The sequence below is a fragment of the Nonomuraea sp. C10 genome (genome assembly GCF_008017515.1).
In the GTDB taxonomy this organism is placed as follows: domain Bacteria; phylum Actinomycetota; class Actinomycetes; order Streptosporangiales; family Streptosporangiaceae; genus Nonomuraea; species Nonomuraea ferruginea.
In genome coordinates, this window is sequence record NZ_VPFF01000001.1 from 4,923,725 (window position 1) to 4,942,401 (window position 18,677).

General features: G+C 71.9%; 15 protein-coding genes. 7 read left to right on the forward strand and 8 right to left on the reverse strand.

Translation table 11 applies throughout. From position 1 onward, the window contains the following. Positions 1 to 39: 39 nt before the first annotated feature. Genes FR742_RS22680 through FR742_RS22690 form a run of 3 tightly spaced genes read left to right on the forward strand, consistent with a single transcriptional unit; the run spans position 40 to position 4,480 of the window. Positions 40 to 684 carry an ATP-binding cassette domain-containing protein gene (locus tag FR742_RS22680; protein ID WP_148032798.1) on the forward strand — a complete coding sequence of 215 codons (645 nt, stop codon included), beginning with the start codon at positions 40 to 42 and terminating at the stop codon, positions 682 to 684. Next, positions 681 to 1,493: an ABC transporter ATP-binding protein gene (locus tag FR742_RS22685; RefSeq protein ID WP_148032799.1), complete on the forward strand. Its 813-nt coding sequence runs from the start codon at positions 681 to 683 to the stop codon at positions 1,491 to 1,493. Before FR742_RS22680 ends, FR742_RS22685 begins: the two co-directional genes overlap by 4 nt. After that, positions 1,490 to 4,480: an FtsX-like permease family protein gene (locus tag FR742_RS22690; RefSeq protein WP_148032800.1), complete on the forward strand. Its 2,991-nt coding sequence runs from the start codon at positions 1,490 to 1,492 to the stop codon at positions 4,478 to 4,480. The genes FR742_RS22685 and FR742_RS22690 overlap by 4 nt, the downstream gene beginning before the upstream one ends. On the opposite strand, the gene FR742_RS22695 is transcribed toward FR742_RS22690, so the two are convergent. From FR742_RS22695 to FR742_RS22705, 3 genes are all read right to left on the reverse strand, one after another. Next, positions 4,477 to 5,952 (reverse strand): hypothetical protein, encoded by a 1,476-nt coding sequence (locus tag FR742_RS22695; RefSeq protein ID WP_148032801.1) that lies wholly within the window; start codon positions 5,950 to 5,952, stop codon positions 4,477 to 4,479. The genes FR742_RS22690 and FR742_RS22695 overlap by 4 nt on opposite strands. A gap of 201 nt (positions 5,953 to 6,153) precedes the next feature. Beyond that, positions 6,154 to 7,605: a serine/threonine-protein kinase gene (locus FR742_RS22700; protein WP_148032802.1), complete on the reverse strand. Its 1,452-nt coding sequence runs from the start codon at positions 7,603 to 7,605 to the stop codon at positions 6,154 to 6,156. Beyond that, positions 7,595 to 9,103, reverse strand: a complete 1,509-nt coding sequence (locus FR742_RS22705) for a serine/threonine-protein kinase (protein ID WP_148032803.1) — start codon at positions 9,101 to 9,103, stop codon at positions 7,595 to 7,597. Before FR742_RS22705 ends, FR742_RS22700 begins: the two co-directional genes overlap by 11 nt. 85 nt (positions 9,104 to 9,188) lie before the next feature. Here FR742_RS22705 and FR742_RS22710 point away from each other — a divergent pair, with 85 nt between their 5' ends. After that, positions 9,189 to 10,913, forward strand: a complete 1,725-nt coding sequence (locus FR742_RS22710) for a DEDD exonuclease domain-containing protein (RefSeq protein ID WP_148032804.1) — start codon at positions 9,189 to 9,191, stop codon at positions 10,911 to 10,913. Positions 10,914 to 10,930: 17 nt separating this feature from the next. Then, complete coding sequence (locus FR742_RS22715) at positions 10,931 to 11,218, forward strand: Lrp/AsnC family transcriptional regulator (RefSeq protein ID WP_148032805.1); 288 nt, start codon at positions 10,931 to 10,933, stop codon at positions 11,216 to 11,218. A gap of 287 nt (positions 11,219 to 11,505) precedes the next feature. On the opposite strand, the gene FR742_RS22720 is transcribed toward FR742_RS22715, so the two are convergent. Genes FR742_RS22720 through FR742_RS22735 form a run of 4 tightly spaced genes read right to left on the reverse strand, consistent with a single transcriptional unit; the run spans position 11,506 to position 15,750 of the window. Next, on the reverse strand, positions 11,506 to 13,158 hold the full coding sequence (locus FR742_RS22720) for a ubiquinol-cytochrome c reductase cytochrome b subunit (RefSeq protein ID WP_148032806.1): 1,653 nt from the start codon (positions 13,156 to 13,158) through the stop codon (positions 11,506 to 11,508). Beyond that, complete coding sequence (locus FR742_RS22725) at positions 13,155 to 14,276, reverse strand: ubiquinol-cytochrome c reductase iron-sulfur subunit (RefSeq protein ID WP_148032807.1); 1,122 nt, start codon at positions 14,274 to 14,276, stop codon at positions 13,155 to 13,157. The genes FR742_RS22720 and FR742_RS22725 overlap by 4 nt, the downstream gene beginning before the upstream one ends. Next, entirely contained in the window at positions 14,273 to 15,082 is an 810-nt protein-coding gene (locus FR742_RS22730) for a c-type cytochrome (protein WP_148032808.1), read from the reverse strand. The genes FR742_RS22725 and FR742_RS22730 overlap by 4 nt, the downstream gene beginning before the upstream one ends. A 14-nt stretch (positions 15,083 to 15,096) precedes the next feature. After that, positions 15,097 to 15,750: a heme-copper oxidase subunit III gene (locus FR742_RS22735; RefSeq protein WP_148032809.1), complete on the reverse strand. Its 654-nt coding sequence runs from the start codon at positions 15,748 to 15,750 to the stop codon at positions 15,097 to 15,099. Positions 15,751 to 15,943: 193 nt separating this feature from the next. On the opposite strand from FR742_RS22735, the gene FR742_RS22740 reads away from it, so the two are divergent. After that, on the forward strand, positions 15,944 to 16,342 hold the full coding sequence (locus FR742_RS22740; RefSeq protein WP_148034755.1) for a hypothetical protein: 399 nt from the start codon (positions 15,944 to 15,946) through the stop codon (positions 16,340 to 16,342). A 9-nt stretch (positions 16,343 to 16,351) separates the two neighbouring features. Beyond that, complete coding sequence (gene trpD / locus FR742_RS22745; RefSeq protein ID WP_148032810.1) at positions 16,352 to 17,395, forward strand: anthranilate phosphoribosyltransferase; 1,044 nt, start codon at positions 16,352 to 16,354, stop codon at positions 17,393 to 17,395. Positions 17,396 to 17,428: 33 nt separating this feature from the next. On the opposite strand, the gene FR742_RS22750 is transcribed toward trpD, so the two are convergent. Next, a complete protein-coding gene (locus tag FR742_RS22750) occupies positions 17,429 to 18,601 on the reverse strand; it encodes an Ig-like domain-containing protein (protein WP_261808684.1) in 1,173 nt (390 codons plus the stop codon). Positions 18,602 to 18,677: the final 76 nt, after the last annotated feature.

The window sequence follows — 18,677 nt, forward strand, 5'->3', positions numbered from 1 at the left end:
CGGTTGACGTCAAGCCGCCCCCCGGAGGATGATCCGCGCGTGGTGCCCCCACCTGCCATCTCCTGTCGCGCGCTCTCCTGCGTCGTCGCGGGCAGGAAACTCGTCGACGACCTCACACTCGAACTGGACGAGGGCGAGCGGGTCGCGCTCATGGGCCCGTCCGGCTCGGGCAAGACGACGCTCCTGACGACGCTGGCCGGGCTGGCGCCGCCCGCCGAGGGGCGCGTCCTGGTGGGCGGCGTGCCGCTCGACGAGCAGCCGGAGCTGCGGGCCGGCCTGGCCCTCGTCTTCCAGTCGTACGGTCTGCTGAGCCTGCTGACGGCGGCGGAGAACGTGGAGGTGGCGCTGCGCGCGGCGGGCCGGCCGCCGCGTGAGGCGATGCGGCTGGCGGCGGCGGCGCTGGAGCGGCTGCGGGTGGCCAGGTTCGCCGATCACCTGGTGGAGGAGCTGTCCGGCGGGCAGCAGCAGCGGGTGGCCGTGGCCAGGGCGCTGGCGCTGCGCCCCAAGGTGCTGCTGGCCGACGAGCCGACCGCCGAGCAGGACGCGGTCCACCGCGAGGTGGTGCTGGACGAGCTGCTCGCCGTCGGCGCGGACGGCACCACGCTGGTGATCGCCACCCACGATCCGGAGGTGGCCGAACGCTGCGACCGGGTCGTCGAGCTGCGCGCGGCGGTCCACCGATGAGCATGGTGCGCTGCGACGGGATCGTGCAGATCTACCGGGCGCAGGACGTCGAGGTGGTGGCGCTGCGCGACGTCGACCTGGTGATCGACCCCGGCGAGACGGTGGCGCTGCTGGGCCCCTCGGGCGCGGGCAAGTCGACGCTGTTGTGGCTGCTCGCCGGGTTGCTGCGGCCCAGCGCCGGCCGGCTGTGGCTCGACGGGACCGACGTGGGCCGGCTCGACCAGCGCGGGCTCGACCGGTTGCGGGCCTCGCGCATCGGCGTGGTCCTGCAGAACCCGTCGCGCAACCTGATCGGCTACCTCCCGGCCGCCCAGAACGTCGCGTTCGCCCAGCGCGCGGTGAAACGCGACCGGCGCCGGGTCCGTGACCTGCTGGCCCGCGTCGGGCTGGAAGACGTCGGCGACCGGCCCGCGGGCCGGATGTCGGGCGGCGAGCAGCAGCGGCTGGCGCTGGCCGTGGCGCTGGCCAACTCCCCCAGGCTGCTGCTGGCCGACGAGCCCACCAGCCAGCTCGACGCCGGGTCCGGGCAGCGGGTGATCGACCTGATCAAGGAGTCCGCCGAGGCCGAGGGCACCACGGCGGTGGTGGTGACGCACGACCCGGGCGTCAGCGAGGCGCTGGGCCGCACGGTGACGATCAGGGACGGCCGGGTCGGCGCCGAGGGCCGTCACGGCGAGGACTTCGTGGTGGTCGGCAGGGAGGGCGCGGTGCAGGTGCCGCCCGAGTACCACCACCTGCTGCCCCCCGGTTCCATGGCCAGGATCGAGGCGGTGGAGGACGGGGTCGTGCTGCGAAGGGTGGAGCCGTGATCCTGCGAGGCCTGTGGGAACGCCGCACGCTCGCCCTGGTGGTGCTGCTGATCGCGGTCGTGCCGATCGCCTCGGCCGCCGTGGCGCCGATCTACTCGGCGGGCGCGCTGACCACGATCGTCCGCGACGCGATACGCGAGGCGCCGGTGGAGGGCCGCGGCTGGCGCTACACCACGTCCGGCGGCACCATCGAGCCCAAGGTGGCCGGCTTCACGGCGGGCGCGGGCTTCACCGACCCGCCGGTGTTCGGCATGGAGGTGTCCAGCGGCAGCGCCGACCAGGACGACCGTCGCGCGTACACGGTGGTGTGGCAGGACGGCCAGTGCGAGCACCTGGAGCCGGCCCGGGGGCGCTGCCCCGCCGCCGCCGGGGAGGTGATGGCCAGCGAGGCGTCCGGGCTGGAGACCGGCGACGTCGTGCGCCTGAGGTCGCTCCGGTCCGCGCGTCCGGGCTCGGCCACGCTGGAGACGGCCCCGCTGGAGGTCGTCGGCGTCTACCGGCCGGGCGACCCCGCGGACCCGTTCTGGTTCGGCAGGACACTGTTCGACCCGCAGGGGCAGCCCAGCCAGAATAAGGCCGACGCGCTGTTCACGGCGCGTGAGACCCGCTCCGTCACCTACTACGTCGGCTCGGGCCTCGGGGAGCAGGCCTGGACCGACTACGCCCTGATCCGCGTCAATCCGGACCGGCTGACCGGCACGGACCTGCCGTTGCTGGCGGAGATGCAGGCGCTGGCCGAGGCCACGGGCCGGACCACCGACGCCATCGTGTTCTCCCGGATGGCCGACACGCTGCGGACGATGAACGCCAACGCCGGCACGCTGGGCGTGCCCGCGCTGCTGGTGGCGGCGCAGCTCGTCGGGCTGGGCTGGCTGCTGCTGTTCCAGACGGTCGGCGACCTGGTGCGCGCCCGGGGGCCGGAGATCGCGCTGGCCAGACTCCGCGGCCACGGCAGGGTGCGGGTGTGGCGGTTCGCGCTCGCCGAGCCGTTGCTGCTGCTCCTGCTGGCGGTGCCGCTGGGCCTCGCGGCGGGCTTCGCGGCGGCGAGCCTGATGATCGGCGCGCTGCTGCCCGAGGGCGTCCCCACCACGTTCCCTCCGGCGGCGGTCGCGGCCGGGCTGGCGGCCACGCTCGGCGGGGTGCTGGCCGCGACCGCGTCGGCCTGGCGCGTCGCCACCCGGCCGGTCACCGAGGAGTGGCGGCGCACGCCGCGCAGGAGCGCCCGCGGCTGGGCGCTGGACGCGGTGGTCCTGGCCGTGACGGCGCTGGGGCTGACGGAGCTGCTGGCTGCCGGTGTGATCACCGATGCCTCGGGGGAGAGCGCCGGCGCGATGGCCGTGCCCGGGCTGATGGCGCTCGGCGTCGCGCTGCTGGCCAGCCGTGTCCTGCCGGTGGCGAGCGGGTGGCTGTTCGGTCTCACCCGGCGGCGCGGCGGGCTGGGGCCGTTCCTGGCGCTGCGCCAGGTGGCCAGGGGTCCCGTGACGGCGGGCAGTGTGATCGTCCTGGGCACCGCGTTCGGGCTGGCCACCTTCGCCGTGGCGGCGTGGACGGCGACGAGCGACGACTACGCGCGGGTGGCGGCCTTCCACAACGGCGCTCCCACCGCCATCACCGTCCAGCCGGTCGAGCCTGGCGAGCTGGCCGCCGCGGTCGAGGCCGCCGACCCCGGAGGCGCGCTCGCCGCGCCGGTGATCAAGATGCCGGGTACGCCGCAGCTCGTGGTCTCCGACCCCGACCGGCTGGCGCGGGTGGCGCACTGGGATCCCGAACTGGCGGGCGGCAAGGACCTGGCCGGGGCGATGGCCGCGCTGCCGGGCCCCGACGCCGCCCGGGTGTGGGTGCGCGGCGAGCGGTTCCGGCTGCGGCTGGCCCACAGTGAGCTGACCGAGAACTGGGCGGCGCAGGTCAAGGCCGCCTTCCGGATCACCGGCAGGGTGGGCCCGGTCTCGATCACCATGGGCGAGCTCCGCGGCGCCGGCGGCGCGTACGAGTGGAACCTGCCCCTGCCCTGCCGCCAGGTGCCCTGCGAGCTGCGCAGGATCCACGCCGACCTGAACGCCCTGGGGAGCGTGGAGGGCGGGGCCTTCGTCGAGGTGCGGGTGGAGAGCATGGAGGTGCTGCGGGACGGCGCCTGGCAGCCGGTGCCGGCGCCCGCCTGGCGGGTGGACCAGGATCCGAGCCGGACGGACGGCAGCTTCGGCGTCTCCGACACGGGCATGCAGGTGCTGCGGCCGGCCACCTACGAGCAGGAGCCCGCCGGGATCGTGGTCGGCGAGGTGGGCGCGAAGGCGGTGCCGGGGCTGGACAACGCCTTCGCCTACCGCGTCCGGCCCGCGGTCACCGCCGCAGCCGCGCCGGGCATCACCGGCGCCGGCGTCCTGATGGATCTCGAACAGGCCGACAGGATCGCGTACGGGGTGGACGAGAAGGCCCAGTTCCAGGTGTGGACCCGCCAGTCCGGCACCGCGGCGCTGGAGGCGGCGCTGGCCAGGGAAGGGCTGACGGTGGTGTCCACGGTGCGCGCCGCGGATCTGGAGGCCGGATACGCCGCCGAGGGGCCGGGGCTGGCGCTCATGCTGCTGCTGGTGTCGGCGCTGGCCGCGGCCGTGCTCGCGCTCGGCAGGACCGTGCTGGCCCTGCACACGGCGGCGCGGCGGCGTGGCTACGAGCTGGCCGCGCTGGAGGCGGCCGGCGCGAAGGCGCCGGCGCTGCGGCTGTCGCTGCTGCTCGAACAGGCGATCACGGTCGTGACCGGCACGCTGGCCGGGCTGGTGGCCGGGCTGGTCGCCGCCGAGGCGGCGCTGGGCCGCATCCCGCAGTTCGCCGAGCCGGTGGTGACGCCGCCGCTGCCGCACGAGGTCGCGGCGGCGCCCGTGGCGCTCGTCACCGGCGCCGCGCTGGCGGCCACGCTGCTGTGCGCGCTGCTGGTCTCCGAGCTGCTGCTGCGCGGCGTACGGGTGGAACGCCTGCGCGACACCCCCGCCTAGCTGCCGATCGGCTTCTGGGCCAGCGCGGCCAGGAACGCCTTGGCCATCGTGACCGCGCCGTCGCGGGCCTCCTTCTCCGGGAGCATCCCGGCCTCGGGCGCGTCGGCGGGCTTGCCCTCGGGCCGGTCGGCGCCCGCGTAGTCGACCACCACGACCAGCGAGCCCTGCCGCGCCGTCACGCTGCCGCTGCCCGCGTGCACATCGCCGCGCCGGGTCTGGACGTAGCGGCCGTAGGCGGCCTCGCCGAGCCCTTCGACGTCGCGGACGTCACCGAACACGATGCCGCTGAACGACGAGTTCTCGGTGCTGTTGTCCTGGCCGCGCTGGGTCGAGTAGTAGGACCCGGCCGCGGTCTTGTCGGCCACGCCGGCCCGGTTGGTGAAGCTGTGCACGGTGATGAGGACGCTGCGGACGCGGGTCTTGCCCGCCACGCCCGGCGCGTCCCGGTTGAGCCAGCGGCACTCGGTCTGGGTGTCGTTGCCCGTCTCGGTGCCGCGCGCCCGGGTCTCCGGCTCCGGCACCAGCGCGGTGGCGGCCTGCGTGATGGACTCGCAGGCGGCGGGGAAGATCTTCAGCTCCGTCGGCGTCGGGGTGGGGGCGGCCTGCGGCGTGCTCGTGACGGTCGGGTACGGCTGGGCGACGACGTTCGGGTGCTTGGCCTTCCAGTCAGCGACGCCCTTGGCGAAGTGCTTGATCAGGCCGGTCACCTCGCGGATCGCGTTCTCCTCGGTGATCGACTGGGTGGTCTGGTTGCTGAGGGTCTGCGCGTCCTTGCGCTGCTGGCCCGCTTGGTACTTGACCTCGATCGTCATGTCGTGGACGCGGGCGTAGGCCTGGCCGAACGAGTACCACAGCAGCTGGCCGGAGCGGCGCCAGGTGTACTGGGCGTAGGCGCCGTCGCCGACGCCGGGGATGTCCGTGACCGGGGAGATGCGTTCCTTCTCGCCCTTCTTCGGGGTCGGCCTGGCCGTCTCGCGGTACTTCGCGCCGCCGTAGTCGAACTCGTAGGAGCTCTGCGCCATGGCCCTGCCGGTCTTCGCGCCGTCGCCCAGGTGCTGCCCGATCTTGACGTCCACCTCGCGGTTGCGCCAGAACTCGCCGTACGAGATGCGCTGGTTCACCCAGTTGCAGGTGAACGTGGTGACCGACGGGTGCTGCCGGGAGCCCTTGACCACGGTCGCCCCGGGCACCAGCCGGTCGGCCTCCTCCTTGGGCAGCATCGCGCAGACGTCGGGGCCGTCCACCGCCGCCGCGCCGGCCGACGCCTGGGAGGCGGTGGGGCCCGTCTGCTGCCGCGTGGGCGCGGGGTCGCTCGCCCGCGAGAGCTGCCCGTACACCAGATAGCCGCTCGCGCCCCCGCCCACCAGCACGACCGCGGCGGCGGCCAGCAGCGGCAGCAGCCACGGGCGGCGCCTGGGCGGGCGCGGCGCCCCGGGCGGCAGGCCCGGCAGGCTCTGCGGCATCTGAGGCATCTGCCGCATCACCTGCATCGGCGGGTGCGGCGGCGGGTGCGGCCCCGGGGGACCCACCGGTGGCTGGAAGGGTCCGCCAGGTGCCGGGTAGGGGTTCGGCGGCTGGTTCTCGCTACCGGGATGCACCAGTGACTCCTGGGGTTAGCCATGACTTGCGGGGAGACATGCTAGTCAGCCCGGTTGCAAGCCACTTGAACGACCTCATCCTCGCAACGCACCCGAGACCATCCCGGCGGCGTCGACGGCGGTCTTCTCGTCGGCGGGATCGTCGATGCCGATGTCCGTCCGGTGCCAGACCACCTCGGCTATCAGGTTGCTGTCGCGCAGCAGCACGGCGGTGTCGGCCCGGCCGGAGTCGGGCGAGTTGATGTAGCGCTCGAAGCGGGACTGCACGAACGCGGCCTCGCCCGTACCGGGCACGTCGCGCACCTCGCCGACCCGCTCGCGGAACACCGAGCCCTCGGCGGCCCGCCTGCTGGCGCGCTCCATGTCGAACCGGCGGGCAGCCACCTCGGGGGCGCCGCGCGAGCCGTCGGGCCGCTCGATCCAGACGCGCACGGTCACCCTGCGCGTGACCAGGGAGCCCTGCTGCAGACGCCACTGGCACTCGCCCTCGCGGGTCTTCTCCGCCCCCGTCGCGCCTCCCACCACCTGCTCGGCCTGGGCGGCGGTGAGCAGGCGGCACGGGTCGGGCGCGGCCGCGTAACGGCCCGGCTCGCCCTGGTAGAGCACAGTCCACCCGTACCAGCCCGCGGTGCCGAGCAGTGCGACGGCGGCGAGCAGCACCGGCACCAGCCACCGGACCCGGCGCCGGCCCGCGGACGGCGCGGGGGCACGGCCCGGCGAGACGGCGTGCTCCAGCGCCTGACGGACCTGCCCGGCGGTGGGGCGCGCGGCAGGGTCCTTGGCGAGCATCGCCATCAGCAGCCCGCCGAGCTCGCGATCCGCCCTGGCAGGGAACGGGGGGTCGTGCAGCAGCACGGCGGCGGCCATCGCGGCCGGGTTGGGCCGCGCGAAGGGCGGCCGCCCCTCCACGGCGGTGTAGAGGCTCGCGCCGAGGGACCACAGGTCGGAGGCGGGGCCGGACGGCTGCTCGTTGAGCCGCTCCGGCGCCATGTAGCCGGGCGACCCGGCGCTGCCGTAGCGGTCGCCCTTGGCGCCCATGGTGACGGCGATCCCGAAGTCGGTGAGCATGGCCGAGCCGTCGGCGTCGAGGAGGATGTTGGCCGGCTTGACGTCCTGGTGGACCATGCCGTACGAGTGGGCGACCTGCAGCGCCGACAGCACGCTCAGGCCGATGCGGGCCACGCTCGGCGGCGGCAGCGGACCGAAGTCCTTGATCGCCTGGTCGAGTGAGCGGCCGGTGACCAGGTCCATGATGATCCAGGGCTGGTCGGCCTCCAGCACCACGTCGTGGATCACGACGATGGCCGGGTCGCGCAGCCGCCCGGCGGCCCGCGCCTCGTAGATCGCCCGGTCGGCGAACTCGGCCCGCTGCGCCGGGGTCAGCCGGGGCGGGATCCGCACCTGCTTGACCGCGACCTCGCGGTTGAGCGTCTCGTCGCGGGCCCGCCACACCGTGCCGGCGCCGCCCTCGCCGAGCCGCTCCACGAGCCGGTAGCGGCCGGCCAGCAGGTAGGCGTCAACCGGCATGGCGCAACGCCCGCTCGGTCGCCTGCGCGGCCTTGACCGCCGCCTGCTTGATGTCCTCGTCGCCGAGCCGCTCGGACAGCGCCGTGTAGCCGACGAAGACCACCAGGTTGGAAAGGCGGTAGTGGACGATGGCGGTGTGGATGCGGCCGGTGCCGCCCTTCAGCTCGAACGCGAACGCCTCCTCGCCGACGCCGGCGATCGTCCGCACGGGGGTGCGGGTCACCGGGACGCTGGCCTTGGTCCCGATCTCGGGCCACGTCCAGTCGAGCTTGTCGTGGGTGTCCCACCAGCGCCGCTGGTTGGCGAAGAGGGTGCGGGCCGTCTCGGGGGTCATCGCCCACGGGTCCCGGGTGTCGGAGTCCTTCTGCACCTGGAGCTCCACCCCGCTGCCCTGGATCGGCCACTGACAGCGGGGGCCGACCTCGTCGGAGCCGGGCGTCGCCTTGGGCGGCTGCTGGGTGCGCAGGAAGAGGCCGACCTCCTCCTCACCGAGCAGCGAGCACACGTCCATCGGCGCGGTGAACGCCTCGGGGACACCGCCCGAGGCCCGGTCGCGCATCAGCAGGACGGTGGTCGTGGCGGCGGCGACCACCACGGCCGCGACCGCGGCGACGGCCACCCACAGCAGCGGCCTGCCGCGTTTCCTGACCCGCACGGGCGTCGTGGCCTCGTGGTGGGCGGGCAGCTGCGCCTGCTGACCGGCCGCGACCTGGCGTAACGCCTGGATCAGCTGCGGCGCGGGCGGGCGGGCGGCCGGATGGGGCGCCATCATGGCGGCGATCACCGGGCCGAGCGGGCCGGGAGCGTGCGGCACCGGCTGGGTGAGCGTCGCCCGGATGCGCTCGGCCGCCGTGCCGCCGTAGGCGGGGGCGCCGGTCACCGCGGTGAACAGGGTCGCGCCGAGCGACCACACGTCACTGGCGGGGCCGCCCGGGTCGCCCTCCAGCCGCTCGGGCGCGATGAAGCCCGGCGAGCCGATCATCAGGCCCTGCTCGGTGAGCGTCGCCTGGCCCTCCTGGCGGGCGATGCCGAAGTCGGTGAGCACCACCCTGCCGCTGTCGGTCAGGAACACGTTGCCGGGCTTGACGTCGCGGTGCTGGAGGCCGCGGGCGTGGGCCGCGGACAGCGCGTCGAGCATCTCGGCGCCGATCCTGGCAGCGTACTCCTGCGGCATGGGGCCGTGCTCGCGCACCGCGTCGCCCAGGGTGCGGCCGCGCAGCAGCTCCATGACCAGCCAGGGGCGGTCGTGCTCGACGACCACGTCGTGCAGCGCCACGATGCCGGGGTGACGGAGCTGGGCCGTGGCCTGCGCCTCGCGCGCGGCCCTGGCGATCAGCTCGGCGCGCTCCTGCGGGGGCAGCCCTTCGGGCAGCGTCAGCTCCTTGACGGCCACCTCGCGGTCGAGCATCTCGTCCCTGGCCAGCCAGACCCGGCCCATGCCGCCGCTGCCGAGCGGCCGCAGCAGGAGGTAACGGCGGGCGAGTCGTTCCTGGGACACAAGGGGAAGCGTAACGAAGGAACAGGCCGAATAGTTATTCGTTCGGCTCCGCAACTGTCGGTGGCCCTCTCTATGGTCTTGGTTCGTGGATCCCGTTCAAGGCACTCTCGACGAGCTCGGCACCCCGCTGAGCGAAGTCACTTTCGTGGTGTTCGACCTCGAGACCACCGGCGGTTCACCGGCCGAGCACAAGATCACCGAGATCGGCGCGGTGAAGGTCCGGGCGGGCGAGGTGCTGGGCGAGTTCTCCACCCTGGTCGATCCCGGTGGCCCGATCCCGCCGTTCATCTCGGTGCTGACGGGCATCACCGACGCGATGGTCATGGCGGCGCCGCGCGTGGAGGCCGTGCTGCCGAGCTTCCTGGAGTTCATCAGAGGGGCCACGCTCGTCGCCCACAACGCGGGCTTCGACACCCGCTTCCTCAAGGCCGCCTGCGCCGCCCACGGCTATCCCCCGCCGGCCAACCCGGTCGTCGACACGGTCGACCTGGCCCGGCGCGTGCTGACCCGTGACGAGACGCCCAACGCCAAGCTGTCCACGCTGGCCCGCTTCTTCCGCGCCTCGACGGAGCCGTGCCACCGCGCGCTCCACGACGCCAGGGCCACCGTCGACGTGCTCCACGGGCTCATCGAGCGGGCCGGCTCCTTCCAGGTCCACACGCTGGAGGAGCTCAAGTCGTTCGTCCGCGCCCCCACGCCCGAGCAGCAGAGCAAGCGCCACCTCGCCGAGTCGGTGCCGCACGCGCCCGGCGTCTACTTCTTCGAGGACGAGCGCGGCGAGATCCTCTACATCGGCAAGAGCACCAACCTGCGCAACCGGGTGCGCTCCTATTTCACCGCCAGCGAGACCAGGCCCCGCATCCGCGAGATGATCGGCATCGCCGATCGGGTCCGCCACGTCGTGTGCGCGACGGCGCTGGAGGCCGAGGTGCGCGAGCTGCGGCTGATCGGCGGCGCCAAGCCGCGCTACAACCGCAGGTCCCGGTTCCCCGAGAAGGTCTTCTGGCTCAAGCTCACCCAGGAGCCCTTCCCGCGCCTGTCGATCGTGCGCGAGGTCAAGGACGACGACGCCGCCTACCTCGGCCCCTTCTCCAGCACGCGTCTGGCCGACGACGCCCGCACCGCGCTGCACGAGGCGGTGCCGCTGCGCCAGTGCACGCAGCCGATCAGCCTGCGCACCCTCCGCTCGGCCTGCGTCCTGCACGACATGGGCCGCTGCGGCGCCCCCTGCGAGGGCAAGCAGAGCCAGGCCGACTACCTGGCCCACGCCGAGGCGGCGCGGCGGGCGATGACACTGGACGCCTCCCCCGTCTTCTCCGCGGTCTCGGCCCGGATGGAGCGGCTGTCGGTCGAGCAGCGCTACGAGGAGGCGTCCGTCGACCGCGACCGGCTGGCCGCGTTCGTCCGCACCGCCGCCCGCATGCAGCGGCTCTCCGCCGTCACCCGCATCCCCCACCTGGTGGCGGCCAGCCCCGCCTTCGACGGCGGCTGGGACATCCACGTCATCCGCTACGGCCGCCTCGCCGCGGCCGGCGTGATGCCGCGCGGCGCCCACCCCACCCCGTTCGTCGAGTCGCTCACCGCCACGGCCGAGGCCGTCATCCCCGGCCCCGGGCCGGTCCACGCGGCCAGCGCCGAGGAGACCGAGTGCATCCTGCGATGGCTGGAGTCACCCGGGGTGCGGCTGGTCGAGGTCGACGGCGAGTGGAGCCTGCCGGCCCACGGCGCCGCCCGCCACAAGGCCCGCATCGACCTGGCCTATCAGGGGATCGACCGCGTCCGCCACCGCGAAGGGCGGCCTCTGCGGTGATTCGATACAGTAGTTCCATGGTCACGGCTATCGTTCACATCAACGCCGAGGTCGACCGCATCCCGGAGGTCGCCGAGACGATCGCCGAGATCGACGGCGTCAGCGAGGTCTACTCCATCACCGGCGCCTACGACCTGCTGGCCATGGTCCGCGTGGCCGAGTACGAGCAGGTCGCCGAGGTGATCCCCGGCCGCATCAACAAGGTGCCCGGCGTGCTCAACACCGAGACCCACATAGCCTTCCGCGCCTACTCCAAGCACGACCTCGACGCCGCCTTCTCCATCGGCTTCCCCGACGCCGACTGACCACCTCTCAGCCCCGGCCGCCGACTCACCACCTCTCAGCCCCGGCCTCCGCTTCCAGGCTGTCTCCTGTCAGCGAGAAGCAGCGGTCCACGACTACCGCTCAGACGGCCCAGCAGGCGCGCGTAACGGCGCCCGGCCCCGTGCGGGATCAGCGGCCGTATTCCTGGAGGCCCCCGGCCAGGTGCGGCGGGTAGGCCTTCCCTGGCCGTGCCGTAAAAGAAAAGAACCCCCCACGCCGGGAAAGGCAAAGGGGCCCGGGCGAACCGCCCGAGCCCCTTGACCACCGTCTATCGCGTCAGCGTATGGTCCTCCTCGCCGGGACCGACCGCGGCGCGCTCTTCCTCCTCGTGGCCGTGGCCGTCGACGAGGGGGATCTTCTCCCCGCCGTACGCCTTGGACATGCGGGCACGGAGCTTGCCGATCGGCCCGCGCATGCCCTTGTGCGGGATGCCGGACGGGTCCTCGGCCATCGGCAGCATGGCCACCGGCTCCTTGCCCCGCACGTGGGCCTCGATGTCCTCCGCCGGAGGCGTGTGGATCTCGATGAACTCACCGTGCGGCAGCCGCTTGATGACACCCGACTCCACGCCGTGGGAGACGACCTCGGCGTCCGAACGCTGAAGGCCCAGGCAGATCCGGTAGGTGATGATGTACGCCAGCACCGGGGCGGCGAACACCAGCACGCGGCCGGCGTACGTGGTCCAGTTCAGGTTGATGTGGAAGAACGCCGAGATCTCGTCGTTCGCGCCGAGCAGCCAGAGCACCCCGTAGAACGAGATGCCGGCCATGCCGATCGAGGTGCGGTGCGGGTTGTTGCGCGGGCGCTCCGCCATGTGGTGCTCGCGGTGGTCGCCCGTGATCCAGCGTTCCAGGAACGGATAGAGCGCCAGACCCGTCATGACGAGCCCCAGTGGCAACAACGCCGGGATGATCACACTCAGTGGCAGTGTGCCGGCATGGGCCGTGCCGAACATGTTGATCTCCCACGCCGGCATGATGCGCAGGGATCCTTCGAGGAAGCCCATGTACCAGTCTGGCTGGGACCCGGCCGAGATGTCGGCGGGCGTGTAGGGACCGTAGATCCAGATCGGGTTGATCTGGGCGAAGGTCGACAGCCCTGCCACCACGGCGAGCGTGAACAGGAAGTAGGCGCCCGCCTTGGCCATGAACGCCGGGTAGAACGGCGCGCCCACCACGTTCGTGTTGGCCCGCCCCTTGCCCGGCATCTGGGTGTGCTTCTGCACCCACATGAGCACCAGGTGGGCCGAGATCAGCGCCAGCAGGATGCCCGGGATGAGCAGGATGTGCAGCGCATAGAACCGGGAGATGAGATCCGTGCCCGGGTACTCCCCGCCGAACAGGAAGAACGAGACGTACGTGCCGACCAGCGGCAGCGAGATCGCCACGCCCTGGGTGATGCGCGCGCCCGCGCCGGAGAGCAGGTCGTCCGGCAGCGAGTAACCGGTGAGGCCCTCGGCCAGGGCCAGGGTCAGCAGCAGGATGCCGATGATCCAGTTGATCTCACGTGGCTTGCGGTAGGCGCCGGTGAAGAACACCCGGAGCATGTGGACCATCATGCCCGCGATGAACAGCAGGGCCGCCCAGTGGTGCATCTGCCGCATGAGCAGACCTCCGCGGACGTCGAAGCTGATCTCCAGCGACGACGCGTAGGCCGCGGACATCCCCACGCCCTGCAGAGGCGCGTAGGAGCCGTCGTAGAGGACGTGCTCCATGCTCGGCTTGAACCAGAACGTCAGGAACGTACCGGTCAGCAGCAGGATGATGAACGAGTAGAGCGCGATCTCACCCAGCAGGAACGACCAGTGGTCGGGGAAGACCTTGCGCAGGTTGCGCTTGAGGAAGTTGGCTCCGCCGAGGCGCTCGTCGAGCCAGTTGGACGGTCCGCCGACCGCCTTGGGCACGGTTGTCAGCTCGCTCATGCCTGGCCTCCCTTGGCCCTGGCCTCCGCCTCGGCGTCGCCGCGCTCCCAGTAGCTGGGGCCGACCGGCACCGGGAAGTCACCGGCCGCGACGAGGAAACCCTCGTTGTCGACGGTGATCGGCAGCTGCGGCAGCGGCCGGGCCGCCGGACCGAAGATGACCTTGGCGCCGTCGGCGGCGTCGAACGTCGACTGGTGACACGGGCACAGGATGTGGTGGGTCGTCTGCTCGTACAGGGCCGCGGGGCAGCCGACGTGCGTGCAGATCTTCGAATAGGCCACGATGCCGTCGTGCGTCCAGTTCTTGTTGACGCCCGACTTCAGCTCCTCGGGCCGGAACTTGATCAGGATCAGCGTGGCCTTGGCGAGCACGTTCAGGTCGTGCTCGTAGCCTTCGGGGACGATGGACAGGATGCCGCCGGGCGAGTTGAAGTCGGCCGCCCTGATCGGCTGGCCGGTGCCCTCGACGATGAGGCGTCGCGGCTGGCCCTCCACGGTCTTCTCGCCCCAGACGGTGTGGCGCAGCAGCTTGTTGAAGCTGGTGGCCTTCATCTTGGTGTTGTCGAGGTCGCGCAGCAGGATCAGGGGGATCAGGCCGAGCGGCGCGGCCGCCAACAGCAGCGTGCGGCGCATCATCTTGCGCTTGACGAAGCCGCTCTCGTTGGCGCCCTCGACGAAGGTGTCGGCCACGACCTCGCGGTCGTCCTCGCCGGAGACCATCAGGTGGCGCTCCTGGACCAGGGCGTACTTCGGCATGATCTGGCGGACCCAGACGACGATGCCGACGGCCAGGCCCAGCACCGCCACGGTGAGGGAGCTGCCGAGAGCCAGGTTGGAGACTCCGGTCGCCTCGGGACTGCCCACCTGGAACACCACGTAGGAGACGAGGAACGCGACGCCTCCCAGGAAGGCGAGCAGGAAGCAGAGGGCGACGAGCTTCTCGGCCCCGCTCGCCCTCTTCTCGTCCTGCAGCGTGATGCCGGGGGTCTCGCCCCCGGCGTCGCCGGCGTCGCGCGCCTCCGCCTCGCCGAGCATCGGGGTGCCCGGCGGCGGGGTGCCGATCACGCGCTTGGGGACGCGCTCGTCCGGCTGCTCGATCTCGTGCTCGTTGTCAGTCATGACTTCTGTCGCTTCTTCGCGGTGATCCAGATTGCGGCGAGGACGAGGGCAAGGATGCCCACGACCCAGGCTACGAGGCCTTCGGTTACCGGGCCAATCCGACCCAGGGCAAAACCTCCGGGGTCGGTCTGCTCCCGCACCTGGACGATGTAGGCGATCATGTTGCGCTTCTCTTCGGGCGTGATGGTCGTGTCGTTGAAGACCGGCATCGCCTGCGGGCCGGTGACCATCGCCTCGTAGATCTGGGTGGGAGAAGACTCGTTCAGGTTGGGGGCGTACTTGCCCCGCGTCAGGGCGCCGCCGGCGCCCGCCCAGTTGTGGCACTGGATGCAGTTGGCGCGGAAGAGCTCACCGCCCTTGGCGGCGTCGCCCAGCGCCGGGTCCACCTGGTCGCCGGACGGCACGGTGGGACCGCCGCCGAGCGACTGCACGTACGCCGCGATGTCGCTGATGCTGTCGCTGTCGACCCACTCGGGCAGCGGCTTGCGCGGCACCTGGGCACCCGGGTTGGACGCGGGCATCCGTCCGGTGCTCATCTGGAAGTCGACGGAGGCGGCGCCGACGCCGATGAGCGTGGGGCCCGTCGACGTGCCCTCGGCGTTGAGCCCGTGGCAGCTGGCGCAGTGAGCCTGGAAGAGGCTCTTGCCGTTCGCCACGTCGTCCACCTTGCCCGACGCGAGCGCCGCGTCAGCGGGCTTGCTCACCTGCACAAAGGTGGCATATGCCGTCCCGACCAGCGCCAACGCCAGAATCAGGACGGCATATCTCGCGAGGGGATGCCGCCGCCACGCGGTGATCCTAGTCACAGAGGTCCCGTTCCTTACTGAATGATGTAGATGGTCGCGAAAAGACCAATCCAGACGACGTCGACGAAGTGCCAGTAGTAGGACACGACGATGGCGCTGGTTGCCTGCTCATGCGTGAAGCGCTTCGCGGCGTACGTACGTCCCAGCACGAACAGGAACGCGATCAGGCCACCGGTCACGTGCAGGCCGTGGAAGCCCGTCGTGAGGTAGAACACCGACGTGTAGGGGTTGGCGGACAAGGTCGCGCCCATGCTCGCCAGCTCCATGTACTCGTACAGCTGGCCGGCGATGAACACCGACCCCATCAGGAAGCTGACGAGATACCAGAACCTGAGCTTGCTGACTTGCCCCTTTTCCGCGGCCCACACGCCGAGCTGGCACGTCACACTGGACAGAACCAGGATCGTCGTGTTGACCGTCGCGAACGGGATGTTCAGGTGAGCCAGGCCCTCGGCCGAGGCGCCCGCCGGGATGTAGGCGGGTGCCCAGTCGATGCCTTGGCCCACGCTCACCGACCGGATGGTGAAGTACATCGCGAACAGCGCCGCGAAGAACATGAGCTCAGAGGACAGCCAGACGATCGTACCCACGCTGACCAGGTTGGGTCTGCGGTACGGCTGACCTGTCGTCGTCGAAGTAATTGCGGATGCTGTCGCCACGGGCAGCATTATTGCGGCTCTGGTGGTCGGTCCGGCGCACGCCCCCCCGTTAGCGGGAACAATCAGGCGTCTAACCTGGGATAATTGGGACATATCGCCCGCCAGGGGCGCCAACCTGGGTCCGCACGCCGTGCCAACGGTACGATCCCAGATGACCCTACCGCTACGACCGATAGTGAGCGCGACCGTGAGCACCGACACGATGAAGGTCCTCGTCTACAGCGACGACGCCGCCACCCGGCAGGCGGTAAGGCAGGCGATCGGCCGGCGGCCGGCGATGGACGTGCCCTTCGTGGAGGTCGTGGAGTGCGCCACCGAGCCCAAGGTGCACCAGTGGCTCGGCTCCGGCGAGATCGACGTGGCCGTGCTCGACGGCGAGACCCAGCCCGCGGGCGGCATGGGCGTCAGCCGCCAGGCCAAGGACGAGGTCTACGACTGCCCGCCCATCTGCCTCATCATCGCCCGGCGCGACGACCGCTGGCTGGCCGACTGGTCCAGGGCCGACGCCGTCGTGTCCCAGCCCCTGGAGCCCATGGTGCTGGCCGACACCGTCGCCGACCTCATGCGCCGTCGCTCCTCCACCCGACTCAACGCCAAGTAGGTGCCTGACGTGGACTCGCGGACGACCTGGCCGGCCATCCTTTCCGCGCTCCTGTCCGGGGAGCACCTCACGGCCGACGAGACGGCCTGGGCGATGCGGGAGATCATGTCCGGCACCGCCACACCCGCCCAGATCTCCGCCTTCGTGGTCGCGCTGCGCGCCAAGGGCGAAACCGTGGCCGAGGTGACCGGCCTGGCCCGCACGATGCTCGACCTCGCCACGCCGCTGCACCTCGAGGGCCCGGTCGTGGACGTCGTCGGCACCGGCGGCGACCGCGCCCACACCGTGAACGTGTCCACCATGGCCGCCATCGTGGCCGCCGCCGCGGGCGCCCGCGTCGTCAAGCACGGCAACCGCGCCGCCTCCTCCTCGTGCGGCGCCGCCGACGTGCTGGAGCACCTCGGCATCCGGCTCGACCTGACCCCCGAGCAGACCGCCCGGGTGGCGACCGAGGCCGGCATCGCCTTCTGCTTCGCGCCGGTCTACCACCCCGCGCTGCGCTTCGCCGGGCCGACCCGCAAGGAGATCGGCGTCCCCACCGTCTTCAACTTCCTCGGCCCGCTCACCAACCCGGCCCGCCCGGCCGCCCAGGCCATCGGCGTCTACGACCCGCGCATGCTCCCGGTGCTGGCCGGGGTCTTCGCCGAGCGGGGCGTCTCCGCGCTGGTCTTCCGCGGCGACGACGGGCTCGACGAGCTGACCATCGCCACCACCTCCACGGTGTGGATGGTCGCCGACGGCAGCGCCACCCAGACCACCTTCGACCCGGCGGTGCTCGGCATCCCGCGCGCCGAGGCGGGCGCCCTGCGCGGCGGCGACGTGGCCTTCAACGCCCAGGCGGTGCACGACCTGCTCGGCGGCAAGACCGGGCCGGTGCGCGACGCCGTCCTGCTGAACGCCGCCGCCGCCCTGGTCGCGCTCGACGGCCCCGGCGACGACCTCGACTCGGCCATGATCGACGCCTACGCCCGCGCCACCCAGGCCGTCGACTCCGGCCGCGCCTCGGCCACCCTCGACGGCTGGATCAAGACCAGCGCTTCCGTCTCCTCCTGACCGCGGCCCCGCCGCGGTCAGGCCCGTACGAGGTCAGGAGAACGGCAGGGTGGGCCCGTCCTTGATGGAGCTCCACCTGAGCCACTGCTTCCAGTTCTCCTGCCAGTGCCCCCACCCGTTCGTCGGCTCCAGCGGGCGCGGGGAGCCCGTGATGATGATGGGATCGCCGATCAGGGTGTTCTTGATGAACCAGGCCGCGTTGTCCGGGCTGACGTTCACGCAGCCGTGACTGACGTTGGCGTACCCCTGGGAGCCCACCGACCAGGGGGCGCTGTGCACGTACTCGCCGCTGTTGGAGATGCGCACCGTGTTGTACACGGTCATCTGGTAGTAGCCGGCCTGGCCGGGGCCGATGCCGGGCGAGGTCATGATGGTGACCGGTTCGCGGGACATGGCCAGGTGGATGCCTGAGGTGGTGTGATATTTCATCACTCCGCCCTTGCCGGCGCTCATCGGCATCTCGCGGATCTTCTTGCCGTTCCGCCGCACGACCAGCACGTGCTCGTCGACGCTGCCCTTGGTGATCTGCGATCGGCCGATCTTGAAGTCGATCGCCAGGTCGCGCTTGCCGAACATGCCCTTGCCGCCTTGCACGCCCGCCAGGTTGGCCTCGACGCGCACGTCGGTGTGGGCGGGCCAGTACTCGCGCGGCCGGAAGTCGACCCGCTTGTCGTCGAACCAGTGCCAGGCCCCCTCGACGGGCTTGGAGGTACGGACGAGCAGGTTGCGCTCGACCGCGACCCGGTCGGCGATCGGCTGGTCGAAGGCGATCATGATGGGCATGCCGACGCCGACGGTCAGGCCGGTGGTGTTCTTGCTGGGCGAGATGCTCTCGATGTCGAAGGACGTGGCCGCCTTGACGGTGGAGAACGTGCTGCTCTTCTCGGTCTGCTTGCCGTCGCTGTTGGCGGCGACCGAGCGGATCGTGTAGGTGGTGCCGGGGCGGGCGGTGGCGGTGCTGCGCCAGCGGGTCCCGTCGGCGCTCAGCACGCCCGGCAGGGCACCGTCCTCGCTGCGTACGGTGACGCTCCTGAGCGTGCCTCCATGGGCCGCCACGACGACCGTCTGGTCCGTCGGCACGTCGGCCGCCCGGTCGGCCGGTTGGATCGCCACAGTGGCGTCAGGCGCCGCCTTGCGCTCCTCGTCGGCGGCGATGCTCGCCGAGCACGCCGTCAGCAGCACGGCCATGCCCAGGCCCAGGCTCATCGATCGACCCGCTACGCGCCCCATCAGCACTCCCCCCGTCCGAGTCGAGCAGATTCATCTCTGTTATTACCCTCGG